The organism is Streptomyces sp. NPDC090025, assembly GCF_044748125.1.
Classification (GTDB): Bacteria; Actinomycetota; Actinomycetes; order Streptomycetales; family Streptomycetaceae; genus Streptomyces.
Genome location: NZ_JBIVFL010000006.1, coordinates 44,326 through 57,897, shown reverse-complemented (window position 1 = coordinate 57,897; position 13,572 = coordinate 44,326). Strand labels below are relative to the sequence as shown.

At 71.7% G+C, this 13,572-nt stretch carries 11 protein-coding genes; 4 read left to right on the top strand and 7 right to left on the bottom strand.

Annotated elements, in window-relative coordinates; all coding sequences use genetic code 11:
* Positions 1 to 41: 41 nt before the first annotated feature.
* The 4 genes from ACIPXM_RS16420 to ACIPXM_RS16405 all read left to right on the top strand — a co-directional run bounded on the left by ACIPXM_RS16420 (position 42) and on the right by ACIPXM_RS16405 (position 5,371).
* Entirely contained in the window at positions 42 to 563 is a 522-nt protein-coding gene (locus ACIPXM_RS16420) for a nucleoside deaminase (RefSeq protein ID WP_401655629.1), read from the top strand.
* A complete protein-coding gene (locus ACIPXM_RS16415; protein WP_401655627.1) occupies positions 556 to 1,467 on the top strand; it encodes an isopenicillin N synthase family dioxygenase in 912 nt (303 codons plus the stop codon). The genes ACIPXM_RS16420 and ACIPXM_RS16415 overlap by 8 nt, the downstream gene beginning before the upstream one ends.
* 135 nt (positions 1,468 to 1,602) lie before the next feature.
* On the top strand, positions 1,603 to 3,825 hold the full coding sequence (locus ACIPXM_RS16410; RefSeq protein WP_401655625.1) for a hypothetical protein: 2,223 nt from the start codon (positions 1,603 to 1,605) through the stop codon (positions 3,823 to 3,825).
* A 4-nt stretch (positions 3,826 to 3,829) separates the two neighbouring features.
* The gene (locus tag ACIPXM_RS16405; protein ID WP_401655623.1) at positions 3,830 to 5,371 is read left to right on the top strand and encodes an ABC transporter substrate-binding protein; all 1,542 of its coding nucleotides are present in this window, start codon (positions 3,830 to 3,832) and stop codon (positions 5,369 to 5,371) included.
* Positions 5,372 to 5,404: 33 nt separating this feature from the next.
* On the opposite strand, the gene ccsB is transcribed toward ACIPXM_RS16405, so the two are convergent.
* The 7 genes from ccsB to hemL form a co-directional block, all read right to left on the bottom strand.
* A complete protein-coding gene (gene ccsB, locus ACIPXM_RS16400; RefSeq protein ID WP_401655621.1) occupies positions 5,405 to 6,499 on the bottom strand; it encodes a c-type cytochrome biogenesis protein CcsB in 1,095 nt (364 codons plus the stop codon).
* Positions 6,496 to 8,388, bottom strand: coding sequence for a cytochrome c biogenesis protein ResB (locus tag ACIPXM_RS16395; RefSeq protein ID WP_401655619.1), 1,893 nt, complete (start codon positions 8,386 to 8,388; stop codon positions 6,496 to 6,498). Before ACIPXM_RS16395 ends, ccsB begins: the two co-directional genes overlap by 4 nt.
* A 10-nt stretch (positions 8,389 to 8,398) precedes the next feature.
* Entirely contained in the window at positions 8,399 to 9,142 is a 744-nt protein-coding gene (locus ACIPXM_RS16390) for a cytochrome c biogenesis CcdA family protein (RefSeq protein WP_401655617.1), read from the bottom strand.
* A 19-nt stretch (positions 9,143 to 9,161) separates the two neighbouring features.
* Complete coding sequence (locus tag ACIPXM_RS16385) at positions 9,162 to 9,767, bottom strand: TlpA family protein disulfide reductase (RefSeq protein WP_401655615.1); 606 nt, start codon at positions 9,765 to 9,767, stop codon at positions 9,162 to 9,164.
* A 130-nt stretch (positions 9,768 to 9,897) separates the two neighbouring features.
* Positions 9,898 to 11,190: a hypothetical protein gene (locus ACIPXM_RS16380; RefSeq protein ID WP_401655613.1), complete on the bottom strand. Its 1,293-nt coding sequence runs from the start codon at positions 11,188 to 11,190 to the stop codon at positions 9,898 to 9,900.
* A gap of 335 nt (positions 11,191 to 11,525) precedes the next feature.
* Positions 11,526 to 12,254 carry a histidine phosphatase family protein gene (locus tag ACIPXM_RS16375; RefSeq protein WP_401655611.1) on the bottom strand — a complete coding sequence of 243 codons (729 nt, stop codon included), beginning with the start codon at positions 12,252 to 12,254 and terminating at the stop codon, positions 11,526 to 11,528.
* The gene (hemL, locus tag ACIPXM_RS16370; protein WP_401655610.1) at positions 12,251 to 13,567 is read right to left on the bottom strand and encodes a glutamate-1-semialdehyde 2,1-aminomutase; all 1,317 of its coding nucleotides are present in this window, start codon (positions 13,565 to 13,567) and stop codon (positions 12,251 to 12,253) included. The genes ACIPXM_RS16375 and hemL overlap by 4 nt, the downstream gene beginning before the upstream one ends.
* Between the last annotated feature and the right edge of the window lie 5 nt (positions 13,568 to 13,572).

Genomic DNA, 13,572 nt, shown 5'->3' with positions numbered 1-13,572 from the left:
GGACGCGTGATCCCGGCCCGCTCGCGGGGAAGGCTTCACCCATGGAACGACTTGATCCGGAACTGGCCCGGCGGTGGCTCGGTGTCGCGCTCGCGGAAGCCCGGGGTGGGCTCGGGGAGGGTGGGGTGCCGATCGGGGCCGCGTTGTACGGGGGTGACGGGCGGCTGCTCGGGCGGGGGCGGAACCGGCGGGTGCAGGACGGGGATCCGTCGGCGCACGCCGAGACCGCCGCGTTCCGGGCGGCCGGGCGGCAGCGGTCGTACCGGGGGACGACGATGGTGACCACGCTCGCGCCCTGCTGGTACTGCTCCGGGCTCGTCCGGCAGTTCGGGATCTCGCGGGTGGTGGTCGGCGAGGACCGCACCTTCGCGGGCGGGCACCGGTGGCTGGCGGAGCACGGGGTCGAGGTCGTCGTCCTGGACGACGCCGAATGCGTGGTGCTGATGCGGGAGTTCATCGCGGAGCGGCCCGAGCTGTGGCACGAGGACATCGGGCGCGACGGCGACGGCGATGGCGATGGCCAAGGCGGCAACGGCGACGGGGCGGGGGTCCGGCATGGCTGAGGCGACGCTCCCCGTCATCGATCTGCGGCGCGAGCCCGCCGGTCAGCTCCCCGCCGTCGACCTCGCGCTGCGCCGCGCCGGGTTCCTGCTGGTCACCGGGCACGACGTGCCCGACGCGCTGCGGGCCGGGATCCGGGACGGGGCGCGCACCTTCTTCCACCTGCCGCCCGAGGCGAAGGAGCGGTACGCCGTACGGGTCGGCGGGCGCGGCTGGCTGGGGCCCGGGGCGGAGGCCAACGGGTACGCGGAGGGCACCGCCACACCGCCCGACCTCAAGGAGTCGCTGTCGTTCGCGGCGGACGAGCCGACCGGGGACCCGGCGGTGGACGCCGAGTGGTTCCTGCCGAACACCTGGCCCGCCGAAGTGCCCCGGCTGCGCCCGCTGGTCGAGGAGTACCTCGGCCTGATGCGGGAGCTCTCGGACCGGGTCCTCGATCTGCTCGGCCTGGCCCTCGGCGAGGGCGCCGACTTCTTCACCCGGCACACCGGGCACCCCACCTTCGGCTTCAACATCAACTGGTACCCGGGCCGGGAGCGGACCGGGGAACCGGAGCCCGGGCAGTTCCGGATCGGGCCGCACACGGACTTCGGCACGGTGACGATCCTGGACCGGCAGGCGGGCAGGGGCGGGCTCCAGCTGCACACCGAGGCGGACGGCTGGCAGGACGCCCCCTTCGACCCGACCGCCTTCACCGTCAACATCGGTGATCTGATGGCGGGTTGGACCGGCGGCCGGTGGCGCTCGGGCCGCCACCGGGTGCTGCCGCCACCGGCCGACGCACCCGCCGAGGAGCTGATGTCGCTGGTCTATTTCTACGAGTGCGACCCGGGCACGACGATCCACGGCATCGAGTCCCACGCCTACCTGCGGGCCCAGCTCGACGCGATCGCCGCCGACGGCTGAACCCGGCCCCGCGACGCTGTCCGGAGGGCGCCTCAGCAAGTACGGGAAAAGCCTGGCCCAAGCCCAACTCCCCGTCGATACTTTCTTCTTGGGGATGTGACGGGGCACGTCTGCTGGGATGCGGGGGGATGGCGGTTGGACAGGATCCTGCACGGCCGCGAGGCGGTGTTCAGACCGGACGGACTGGCCGCGCGGCTGACCGGGCTCAGCGGCGAGGGCCTGGCCCGCGTCCCGTACGAGCACAAGGACGACCCGCCCGTCGTGGTCTTCACCGGCGGACGCGGGATGGGCAAGACCGCGCTGCTCAAGCAGCTGCGCAACGTCTACAAGGGAGCCACCCCGCTCGCCCTGCTCGACTGCGACGAGGTCGAGCCGCCCGCCGACCACGGCCCCGGCTGGACCGAGCTGACCGGGGCGCTCGCCGAGATCTCCGTACAGCTGTCGTTACGGGTGATCGGCGCGAAGCCGGTGCAGTTCCCGCGCCTGGCCCTCGGCCTGGTGGCGGTCGCCTCCACCGGCTGGACCCGGGAGGACGAGGAGCGGGCCCAGCACGACCTGCAGCGGCTGCGGCCGGTGCTCTCGACGGTCGACGCCACCAAGGGCGCGGCCGGCAACTGGGTCACCAAGGTCCTCACCAAGCTCGCGGCGACCTTCGCGGAGGCGACCGTGCCGCTGGCCGGACTGCTCGCCGAGGCCACCGTGGAGACCGTCCTCGAAGAGGTCTTCGGGCGCGGCCAGCAGCGTTCGGAGAGCTGGTACGGGAGCTACCGCAACGCGGGCGGCCGCGGCAAGGCCGGGCTCCAGCAGCTCGCCATCGACTTCGAGCAGGGCGGGCGGCGGCGCCGGGAGGCCGAGGGCTTCCTGGTCGCGGCGCTCGTCGAGGACCTGGGGCAGGCGTACCGGGGCCTCACCCGGGTCGGCACCCGCCGCGGCCGGCCGGTGCTGCTGCTCGACAACGCCCACGGCGAACTGGGCAGACAGCTGATCGAACCGATTCTGCGGACCCGGCACGAGGGCCGCAGGGACCGGCTCGTGGTGTTCGCGACCTCCCGGCTGCGGGACCACGAGGGCCTGCGGCACGCGCACCGGGCCCGGTTCTCGGAGGTCGCGCACGCGGCGCCCGCGCCGCGCGGCCCGGACGTCTCCTCGGGCGTCCTCGCGGTCGAACTGCCGCCGCTGTCCGCCGCGCAGACCCAGGCCGCGTTCGACCGGTTCGACCCGTCCGGCCGGACCCCCGCCGAACTCGCGCGTGGTGTCCACCGGTTGACCGGCGGCCGGCCGCTCGGCGTGGTGCTGCTCGGACAGGCCGCGGCCGAGGCGCCGCGCGCGCTGCGCCCCGGGCTCACCCCCGGCGCGCTGCTCGACCTGACCGTCGAACTGCGCGAGGACGCGGCCCCGGTGCCGGTGGCGCCCGCGCTGCTCGGCGCGCTCCTGCCGCAGCCGCGCCTCGAACCGTTCACGGTGCTGGCCGCCGCGCACGACGAGGAGTCGGCCCGGCTGCTCGCCAGGACCCGGCTGCACACCGAGTCCCGGGACGGCGACATGGCGCTGCGGGTGCGCGACCAACTGCGCGCCGAGGACTGGCCGGAGGGGCCGCGGCACTTCGTCGCCGACCCGCTGTTGCGGGCCCTGCTGCTGCACCGGCTGCGGTTCGGCGACGCCGATCATCCCCGGTACGCGGCCTGGCGGGCCGTCCACGAGACCCTGCACCGGCACTACGGCCGGGCGAACGCGCCCGCGACGGCGCTGCCGTACCGGCTCCACCACGAACTCGCCCTGGGCCGGACCGAGGAGGCCGTCACCCATCTGCGGCTGACGTTCCCGGACCCGGACGTGCCGGGCTGGCTGGCGCGGCTGCGGTTCATCGCGTCGGCACCGTACCCGCGCGAGCCCTTCCCGCCCCGCGAGCCCCACGCACCACAGACATCCCATAGACCGCAGGCATCCCATGCACCGCAGACATCCCACGGACCGCAGAGATCCCACCCACCCCACGGGCCGTACGCCCCCGGCACGGACCCCCGCCGGGCCGTCGCCCTCGGCCGGGACACCCCCGAAGGCGCGCCCCCCAGCCTGCCCGACCACGCGCCCGACGGCCCGCCCGAGGGCCTGGACGCCGACGCGACCGCCCTGCACCTCTCCGTACGGCGCCTGCTGCACGCCGTATGGCTGCTCACCGATCCGCTCGCGCTGCCGGACGCCGAGGTCACCGAGAAGCTGGCGCACGAGCTGCGGCAGCTGTCCGGGCGGCATCTGACGGGCAACAGCCCGCTGTGGGACGCGGCCGGGAAGTGGCCGGAGGACATTCACGCCTGGCGCGCGCTGTCGCTGCCGCCGGGCCGCGAGGAAGGAGTCTGAGGCGATGCCCCAAGGAGCCGGAGGACTGCTCAACCGCTATCTCTACACCCCGCGGCAACGCTTCTTCGCCGCCCTGATCGCCCTGGTCGTCATCGGCGTACCGCTCGGCTGGGCGGTGAAGACCTGGACCACTCCGGAGAACCGTTCCTGTGCGGCCGGGGTGTCCCGCCCCGAGGGCTCCGACGAGTGCATCGGCGTCAACGGCGACGGCTTCGCCTTCCGGGTCCCCGAACTCGCCGAGGCCGCCGCCCTGATCGGCCGCGAGAACGCCACCCTCAAGCCCGGCACGTACGCCACCGTCGCCGTGCTGCTCCCGCTCACCGCCCCCGACCCGGGCATGCGGGTCAAGGTCCTGCACGAGGTGCAGGGCGCCTACGCCCGCCAGTACCGGGCCAACCACGAGTCCAACAGCGAGACCCCGAAGATCCGCCTGGTCCTCGCCAACACCGGCCGCAACAACGCCCGGTGGGCCACCACCGTCGACCAGCTGAAGGCGATGACCGGCGCCCCCCACCAGCTGCGCGCGGTCACCGGCGTCGCCACCTCCTCCACCGAGGTGCGCCAGGCCGTCGGCGCCCTCACGGGCGCGGGCATCGCCGTCGTCGGCACCACCATCACCGCCGACGACATCGCCAACGGCCCAGGCCACAACGGCTACCCGGGCCTGGCCCGGGTCTCCCCCACCAACAGCGACGAGGCCAAGGCCCTCGCCCACTTCGGCCGGGTGGACGCGGCCAAGGCGCTGCTCGTCCAGGACACCCGCAACGGCGACCACTACACCGACACCCTCAAGTCGGCGTTCTCCGCGTCCCTCAAGGGCGCGCCCTACGAGCCGCAGCTGTTCACCTCGCCGCCCGACCCCACCGACGAGGGCACCACCGCCAACACCTTCCGCCAGATCACCCATCTGATCTGCGACACCCGCGCGGAGACGGTGTTCTTCGCCGGACGCCACACCCAGCTGCGGCAGTTCATCAACGCGCTGGGCGCGCGCGGCTGCCAGGAGCGCCGGTTCACCATCCTCACCGGCGACGAGGGCTCCTACCTGGGCGCCGACGCGAAACTGGACCGGCAGGCCCTGAAGAACCGGCTGACCGTCCGCTACGCCTCGCTCGCCCACCCCGACGCCTGGCGCCCGGCGCCCGGCCGCCCGGTCCCGGCGACGGGCGGTTCGACCGTCGCGTACGACACCTTCCTGACCGACATCGCGCGGGCCGCGAAGGCACCGGTGGCGCTCGCGGACGGGCAGGCGATCGTGGCGTACGACGCGATGGCGACGGCCGTCCACGCGATCCGCCAGGCCACCCCGGAGGGCGCGGCGGTCCCGGAGCTCGCGGACGTCGCCACCCAGTGGCCGCAGGTGAAGGGCTCGTTGCGGGTGCAGGGCGCGAGCGGCTGGATCTGCCTGGACAACTTCGGCAACCCGTACAACAAGGCGGTGCCGATCGTGGAGCTGGCCCAGGACGGCTCGCAGCGCTTCGTCACCATCGCCTGGCCGGAGGGCGCACCCCCGGCGGCGAGCTGTCTGCCGCCGCACCAGGGGTGACGCCCAGGGCCCGGTTACTACGTCCGGACCGGCTCAGACACCCGCGTAGGAGTGCTTGCTGCTGACGAAGATGTTCACGCCGTAGTAGTTGAAGAGGAAGCAGCCGAAGGCGATGAGCGCGATGTACGCGGCCTTGCGGCCCTTCCAGCCGGCCGTCGCGCGCGCGTGCAGGTAGGCGGCGTAGCCGACCCACGTGATGAACGACCAGACCTCCTTGGCGTCCCAGCCCCAGTAGCGGCCCCACGCGTCACCGGCCCAGATCGCACCGGCGATGATCGTGAAGGTCCACAGCGGGAAGACCGCCGCGTTGACCCGGTAGGCGAACTTGTCGAGCGACGCGGCGGCGGGCAGCCGCTCCAGAACGGAGCGGGCGAAGGAGCCCGGGTTGCCGCCGTTCGCCAGCTTGTTCTCGTACGAGTCGCGGAACAGGTAGAGCAGGGTGGCGGTGGCGCCGATGTAGAACACCGCGCCGCAGAAGATCGCGGTGGAGACGTGGATCCACAGCCAGTACGAGTGCAGCGCCGGGACCAGCTGGTCGCTGTCGGTGTAGAGCCAGGTGGTGGCCACGCCCAGGTCGAGCAGGACGGTGGTGACCAGCGGCAGGCCCATCCAGCGGACGTCCTTGCGGGCGAGCATGAAGCCGAGGAACGCGCCGACCGCCACCGTGGAGAAGGTGATGGAGAACTCGTACATGTTGCCCCAGGGGGCCCGCTGCACGGACAGCGCGCGGGTGACCACGCCCGCCGCCTCGATGAGGAACGCGAGGCTGGTGAGCGAGACCGCGATCCGGCCGTAGAGGTCGCCCTTGACGGTGCCGCCGGCCGCGCCGGGGCCGTCCGGCACGTCCCGGGCACCGGCGCCGGACCGGGTGACGACCTGCGGCCGCTCCAGGACGGCGGTGGACCCGCCGTTGCGCACCTGCACCGCGGGGGCGGCGCCCTTGGCGGCGCCGTTCGCGGCACTGTCCGCGGTGAGCGCGGCGGCGGTGCGGCCGACCTTGCTGCGGCTGCCGAAGACCCACTCGGCGATGTAGGCGAGGAAGGCCAGGGTGTAGACGGCCATGGACGAGTAGATGAGCGTGTTGCTCATCTGGGCCAGGCTCTCGTTGGTCGCGGCGGCGAGGATCACTTCTCAGCCCCTTCGGACTCTTCGGACTCTGCGGCAGGAGACGCGGGTGCGGCGGATACGGCGGACTCGGCGGGCCCGGCGGGCGCGTCAGGCCCGTCGGACTCGGGGGCGGCGGACTCGGCGGGGGCGGGCTCCGGTACGGGCTGCGGTACGGGCTCCGCCCCGGACTCCGCCCCGGACTCCGGCTCCGGCGCGGACGCGGTCGGGGCCCGGTCGTGGAGGGCCGCCGCGAGCTGGGCCAGCTCCTCGGGGACCTTGGCGGACTCGCTGCGGCCGAGGCTCGCCATCTCGACGACGGTGACGCCGTCCGCGCCCCGGACCGCCCGGATCCAGACCCGGCGGCGCTGGATGAACAGCGAACCGGCGAGTCCGGCGATGGCGCCGATGGCGCCGATGAGGGCGAGGCCGTTGCCCGGCTGCTGGGAGATCTGGAAGCTCGCCCACTCCTTGATCTCCTTCTCGAAGGTGATCGAGCCGGCGCCGTCGGGCAGCGTCATCGTCTCGCCGGGCAGCAGGCGCTGGGCCTTGCCGGTGCCCGCGGCGACGTCGAACTGCTTCATCTTGCTGGTGTCGAGCTGGTACACGTTCTGCGGCAGACCGGAGTTGACCCGCAGGTCGCCGTGGTAGCCGCTGACCGCGAGGACCGGGAAGTCCAGCGCGGGGAACTGCGAGAACATCGTGCCCTTGCCCGCTCCGGCGAAGGTCGGCACGAACAGCGCCGAGAAGCCCAGCTGCTCCTTCTTGCCGTTCTTGTCGCGGTAGCCGTCCATCACCTTGATGGCGCCCTGCGAGCTGATGTTGTTGTCGAACGGCAGCATCGGCACGGCGCCCTGATAGACGACCTTGCCGCGGCCGTCCTTGACGGTGACGACGGGCGCGTACCCGTGGGCGATCAGATAGACCTTGGAGCCGCCGACCTTCAGCGGCTCGTTGACCCGGATGACCGCCTTCTTGCGCGCGCCGCCGGGCTCGGAGTAGCTGACGGCCGCGTCGAAGGTGCGCGGGGTGCCGCGCTGCGGGCCGTTCTTCTCGTACGTGCCGGTGAACTTGTCGAGCGTGAAGGAGAACGGCGGCAGCTCGTCGGTGCTGAACCAGGAGCCCGACTTGAAGTCGTCGTACTGGGTGAGCGTGTTGGAGAAGCCGTCGCCCTCGATGACGAGCTTGCCGCCCTCGGACTTGAGCAGCTGGCCGAGTCCGAACGCCACCAGCATGATGATCAGGGCGACGTGGAAGACCAGGTTCCCGGCCTCGCGCAGATAGCCCTTCTCGGCGGCGACGGCGTCCCCGACGGTGTGGGCGCGGAAGCGGCGGCCCTTGATCAGGCCGAGCGCGGCCTCGCGGACGTCCTCGGGCGAGGACTCGGTGCGCCAGGTCGTGTACGCGGGCATCCGGGTCAGCAGGCGCGGGGCGCCCGGCGGGCGGCTGCGGAGCTGGCCGACGAACTGCCAGGTGCGGGGCAGGATGCAGCCGATCAGCGAGACGAACAACAGCAGATAGATCGCCGAGAACCAGACCGACGAGTAGACGTCGAAGAACTGGAGCTTCTCGTAGAGCGGGGTCAGCGTCTCGTGGGCGTCCTTGAACTGCTGGACCTTGAACTCGTCCGCGCTGTTCTGCGGGATCAGCGAGCCGGGCACGGCGCCGAGCGACAGCATGAAGAGCAGGATCAGCGCGACCCGCATCGAGGTCAGCTGCCGCCAGAACCAGCGGATCCAGCCGATCACCCCGAGGGTGGGCCCGCCGACGACCCCGTCGTCGGCGCGGTCCTCGCGGGGCGCGGTGGAAAGGCCCGCCCGCCCGCTCTCGCCGGACTCGGCCGTCTCCGTGGACCCGGTCGCCCCGGCGGCCTCAGCGGGCTCGGTCGTCTCTGTCGTCTCGGTCTTGCTCATCCCTGAACTCTCAGATCCCCACCGTGAAACCACTGGACCAGCTCTGCATCGTGGAGACCATGCTGTCCCACGCACCTGTGAGCAGCAGCACGCCGGTCACGATCATCATGCCGCCGCCGATCCGCATCACCCAGGCGTAGTGCTTCTTCACCCAGCCGAACGCGCCGAGCGCCTTGCGGAACGCGATGGCGGTCAGGATGAACGGCAGACCGAGACCCACGCAGTACGCGAAGGTCAGCAGCGCCCCGCGGCCCGCGCTGGCCTCCCGCGCGGCGAGCGCGTTGACGGCGGCGAGCGTCGGGCCGATGCAGGGCGTCCAGCCGATGCCGAACAGCGCGCCGAGCACCGGCGCGCCGACCAGACCGGCCACCGGCCTGCGGTGGAAGCGGAACTCGCGCTGGGTGAACCAGGGCATCAGGCCCAGGAAGAAGACGCCCATGAGGATCATGAGGATGCCGAGGACGGTCGTCAGGGTGCCCCGGTACTCCTGGAGCGTCCAGCCGAAGTAGCCGAACAGGGCGCCGCCGGAGACGAAGACGGCGGAGAAGCCGAGCACGAACAGGGCGGCGCCCGCGGTCATCCGGCCGCGCTTGGCCTCGCCGAGGTCGGTGCCGGTGACGCCGGTCACGTAGCTCAGGTAGCCGGGGACGAGCGGCAGCACGCACGGCGAGAAGAAGGAGACCAGACCGCCGAGGACGGCGATCGGCAGCGCGAGCAGCAGCGCGCCGCTCAGAACCGTCTGGTTGGGATCCATGTGACCTGTTCCCGTCCCGTCACTTCTCCGCGACCAGCGGATCGATCATGGAACGGAGCTTGGCCTCGTCGAGCGCCATCAGCGCGCGGGCGGCGATCTTGCCGTTCTTGTCGAGCACGATGGTCGTCGGGATGCCCTGCGGGTTCAGTGTGCCCTTGGGGAAGCCGCTGAGGATCAGTTCGCCGCGCGGGTCGTAGAGGCTGGGGTAGGTGATCCCCTGCTCCTCCTCGAAGGTGATCGCGGGCTGCTTGTTGAAGTCCCGGGTGTTGATCCCGACGAACTGGACGCCCTTGGCGGTCATCTCGTCGGAGACCTTCACGAAGTGCTTGGCCTCGGCGCGGCAGGGCCCGCACCAGGAGCCCCACAGGTTGAGGACGACGACCTTGCCCTTGAAGGAGGCGACGTCGAGCTGCTTGCCGTCGAGGGTCTCGCCCGCGAGCTTGCCCGGCGCTCTGCGGTCACCGGCGTCGACGGTCTCGACCCCGCCGCTGCTGCGCACGAAGTTGGTGCCGCCACCGCCGCCGGACTTGCCGTTGTTGTCCGAGCTGCAGGCCGAGAGCGCGAGCGCGGCGGCGAGGGCTCCGACCGTCAGCAGGGTGCGACGGGGCGCACGGCTAAGACTCATGTGAAAAGTTTCGCATGGGCGATTCGTGGATCTTGGGCACCCCCCTACGTGCCCGTAAAGCCCCTTGTCAAGGTGGCTTAAGACGTGAGAGGCGGGGCGCAAGCCCCGCCTCTCACCTCTGTTCCCGTACCTACGGCTTGGGGGTGCCCGACGCCGCGTCCGGCCGGAGGAAGGCGTTCCAGCCGCCCGCCGGGGACTGGCCGACCTCAAGGGTACGGAGCTTGGCGAGGATCTTCGGGTCCTGGACGTCCAGCCAGTCCACGTACTGCCGGAACGACACCAGCCGCACGTCCTTCTTCCCGGCCATGCCCTTCAGGGCCTCCTCGACGGCGTCCATGTAGATGCCGCCGTTCCACTGCTCGAAGTGGTTGCCGATGTAGAACGGCGCCCGGTTGCTCTCGTACGCGCGGTTGAAGCCCGCCAGGTACGCGCCCGCGGCCTGCTTGCGCCAGCCCGGGTAGCGCGACGGCATGCCCTTCGTCGTGTTCTTCGACTGGTTGGCGAGCATGTTGTAGTCCATCGACAGGACCTCGAAGGAGTGCCCGGGGAACGGCACGGCCTGCAGCGGCAGGTCCCACACGCCACCGCGCTTGACCGGCCACATCTGGCGGCCGCCGGGCGAGCTGGCGTCGTAGCGCCAGCCGAGCCGCTTCGCGGTCGGCAGCAGGTTGTCCTGGCCGAGCAGGCACGGGGTGCGGCCGCCGACCAGTTCCTTGCTGTAGTCGAAGGGCAGCGGGTCCAGGTCGGTCCAGCCGGTGTTCGTCTTCCACTTGGTGACGAAGCCGACGGCCTGGTCGATCTCGCTCTGCCACTGCGCCGGGGTCCAGTTCGCGACCGAGCCGGAGCCCCCGCAGAAGTGGCCGTTGAAGTGGGTGCCGATCTCGTGGCCCTCCAGCCACGCCTGCCGGGTGTACTTCAGGGTCTGCTTGACGTGGTCGTCGGTGAGGTAGCCGATGTCGGAGGCGCCGACGCGGTTGTTCGGCGGGCGGTAGAGGTTCTTCTTCGACTCGGGCAGCAGATAGAGGCCGGAGAGGAAGAAGGTCATCGCCGCGTCGTGGTTCTTGGCGAGTTCGAGGAAGCGCGGGAACAGGCCGTTGCCGACCTCGCCCGCACCGTCCCAGGAGAAGATCACGAACTGCGGCGGGGTCTGGCCGGGTTCGAGCGGCACCGGGGCGTCGGGCTGGTTCGGCTGCTTGCCGGTGTCGGCCGTGGAACCGTCACCGATCAGCCGGGCCTCGTCCTTGGTGGGCTTCGGCGAACCGCTCGGGGCGCCGCTGACGTCACCGCCCTTGTCGGGGCCCGAACCGTCCGTACCGCCCTGGCCGTTGCTGCATCCGGCGAGCGCACCGATGCCGACCGCCGTGGCCGCACCGACCCCCGCTCCGAGGATCCTCCTCCGGCTGATCTCCCTGAGCTCGCGCATGACATCCCCATTCGCGCTGACGTATGACCTAAACGTCATCCAAACCGACAATGGGTGAGATGACGGGAGGAACACGGAGGTTCCGGAAATTGAAACAAATTTTCAGGATGGCCGGAACGGATCGTCACGTCCGGCTCCTTCTGTGCCGCACCGCTGCCACGCCCCGGGCCCGGCTGTGCCGTACCTGTGCCACACCTGTGCGCCTGCCCCGTCACCGTATCTTCGAACGCACCGCCCCCCGGCGGCCAGTGCCACCAGGGGGCGGTGTTGTGAAGGATCAGCTCCGGTCGGACCCGGGCAGGTGCCTCAGAAGGCGGGCGCTCGGGCAGGGGCGCTCAGGCGCCGAACGCCTTCGACTTCCCCTTCACCGGCTTCGCGCCCGCGCGCAGATGCACCGGTACGAGATCGATGGCCGGCTCGCTGTAGCCCACCGACACGATCTTGTCGCCGCGGTACGTGAACGAGGTCAGCGACGCCAGCGTGCACTGGCGGCGGCGCGGGTCGTGCCACAGCCGACGCTTCTCCACGAAGCTGCGCACGATCCAGATCGGCAGCTGGTGGCTGACCAGCACCGCCTCGTGACCGCGGGCCGCGTCCTTCGCCGCGTCCAGCGCGCCCATCATGCGGACGACCTGCTCGACGTACGGCTCGCCCCAGGACGGCTTGAACGGGTTGGTGAGGTGCTTCCAGTTCTCCGGCTTGCGCAGCGCGCCGTCGCCGACGCCGAAGGTCTTGCCCTCGAAGACGTTCGCCGCCTCGATCAGCCGCCCGTCGGTGGCCAGATCCAGGCCGTGCGCCTTGGCGACCGGGGTGGCCGTCTCCTGCGCCCGCTCCAGCGGGGAGGCGACGACATGGGTGATGTCCCGGTCCGCGAGGTGCTCGGCGACCCGGTCGGCCATCTGCCGCCCGAGCTCGGACAGGTGGTAACCGGCCCGGCGCCCGTAGAGCACGCCGTCCGGGTTGTGCACCTCGCCGTGCCGCATCAGATGGACGACGGTGATGTCCTGGGCCTCGTCGGTACGGGCCTCGTCGGTGCGGGGGGCTTCGGTACGGGCGTCGCTCATGCCGCCACCTCCGTGGCCTCGGCGGCGGCGCGGGCGGCGGCCGGCAGGGCGGCGGCGATCCGCTCGACCGCCCGCTCGTCGTGGGCGGCCGACACGAACCAGGATTCGAACGCCGACGGCGGCAGATAGACGCCGTCCGCGAGCATCGAGTGGAAGAACGCGTTGAAGCGGAACGCCTGCTGCTTCTTCGCGTCGTCGTAGTCGCGCACCTCGGTGGCGGTGAAGAACACCGAGAACATGTTGGAGGCGGTCTGCAGCCGGTGCGCCACGCCCTCCTTGGTCAGCGCGTCGGTCACCAGGCCCTGGATCTCGGCCGAGACCGCGTTCACCTTCTCGTACGCGGCGTCGTCGAGCAGCCGCAGCTGCGCGAGGCCCGCGGCGGTCGCGATCGGGTTACCGGAGAGGGTGCCCGCCTGGTAGACCGGGCCCGCCGGGGCGAGGTGCCCCATGACGTCGGCGCGGCCGCCGAAGGCCGCCGCCGGGAAGCCGCCGCCCATGACCTTGCCGAAGGTCATCAGGTCGGGCTTCACGCCGTCGACGCCGTACCAGCCCGCGCGCGAGGTGCGGAAGCCGGTCATGACCTCGTCGGAGATGAACAGGGCGCCGTTCTTCGCGCAGGCGTCCTTCAGGCCCTGGTTGAAGCCGGGCCGCGGCGGGACCACGCCCATGTTGCCGGGCGACGCCTCGGTGATCACACAGGCGATCTCGCCCGGGTGGCGGTGGAACGCCTCCTGCACGGCGGCCAGGTCGTTGTAGGGGAGCACGATGGTGTCCCCGGCCTGGGCGCCGGTCACGCCGGGCGTGTCGGGCAGGCCGAAGGTGGCGACGCCGGAGCCTGCGGCGGCGAGCAGCGCGTCCACGTGACCGTGGTAGCAGCCCGCGAACTTGATGACCTTGGCGCGGCCGGTGAAGCCGCGGGCGAGACGGATCGCCGACATGGTCGCCTCGGTGCCGGAGGACACCAGGCGGACCTGCTCGACCGGCTCGATCCGGGCGACGATCTCCTCGGCGAGCGCGACCTCGCCCTCGCCGGGCGTGCCGAAGGAGGTGCCGCGGGCGACGGCGTCCTGCACGGCGGCGGTGACCTCGGGGTGCGCGTGGCCGAGGATCATCGGCCCCCAGGAGCAGACGAGGTCGACGTACTCACGGCCGTCGGCGTCGGTGAGGTACGGACCGGTCCCGGACACCATGAACCGGGGCGTACCGCCCACGGCCCGGAAGGCCCGCACCGGTGAATTCACGCCGCCGGGCGTCACAAGGGAGGCGCGGTCGAAAAGCGTCTGTGAGACTGGGGCTTCGTATGAATACGGCACTGTGA

Bases quoted from the DNA above. Each gene is read 5' to 3' on its own strand.
- ACIPXM_RS16375 (WP_401655611.1), bottom strand. From the start codon at position 12,254: ATGAGCGACGCCCGTACCGAAGCCCCCCGCACCGACGAGGCCCGTACC.
- ACIPXM_RS16405 (WP_401655623.1), top strand. From the start codon at position 3,830: ATGCCCCAAGGAGCCGGAGGACTGCTCAACCGCTATCTCTACACCCCG.
- ACIPXM_RS16380 (WP_401655613.1), bottom strand. From the start codon at position 11,190: ATGCGCGAGCTCAGGGAGATCAGCCGGAGGAGGATCCTCGGAGCGGGG.
- ACIPXM_RS16385 (WP_401655615.1), bottom strand. From the start codon at position 9,767: ATGAGTCTTAGCCGTGCGCCCCGTCGCACCCTGCTGACGGTCGGAGCC.
- ACIPXM_RS16415 (WP_401655627.1), top strand. From the start codon at position 556: ATGGCTGAGGCGACGCTCCCCGTCATCGATCTGCGGCGCGAGCCCGCC.
- ACIPXM_RS16390 (WP_401655617.1), bottom strand. From the start codon at position 9,142: ATGGATCCCAACCAGACGGTTCTGAGCGGCGCGCTGCTGCTCGCGCTG.
- ACIPXM_RS16420 (WP_401655629.1), top strand. From the start codon at position 42: ATGGAACGACTTGATCCGGAACTGGCCCGGCGGTGGCTCGGTGTCGCG.
- ACIPXM_RS16395 (WP_401655619.1), bottom strand. From the start codon at position 8,388: ATGAGCAAGACCGAGACGACAGAGACGACCGAGCCCGCTGAGGCCGCC.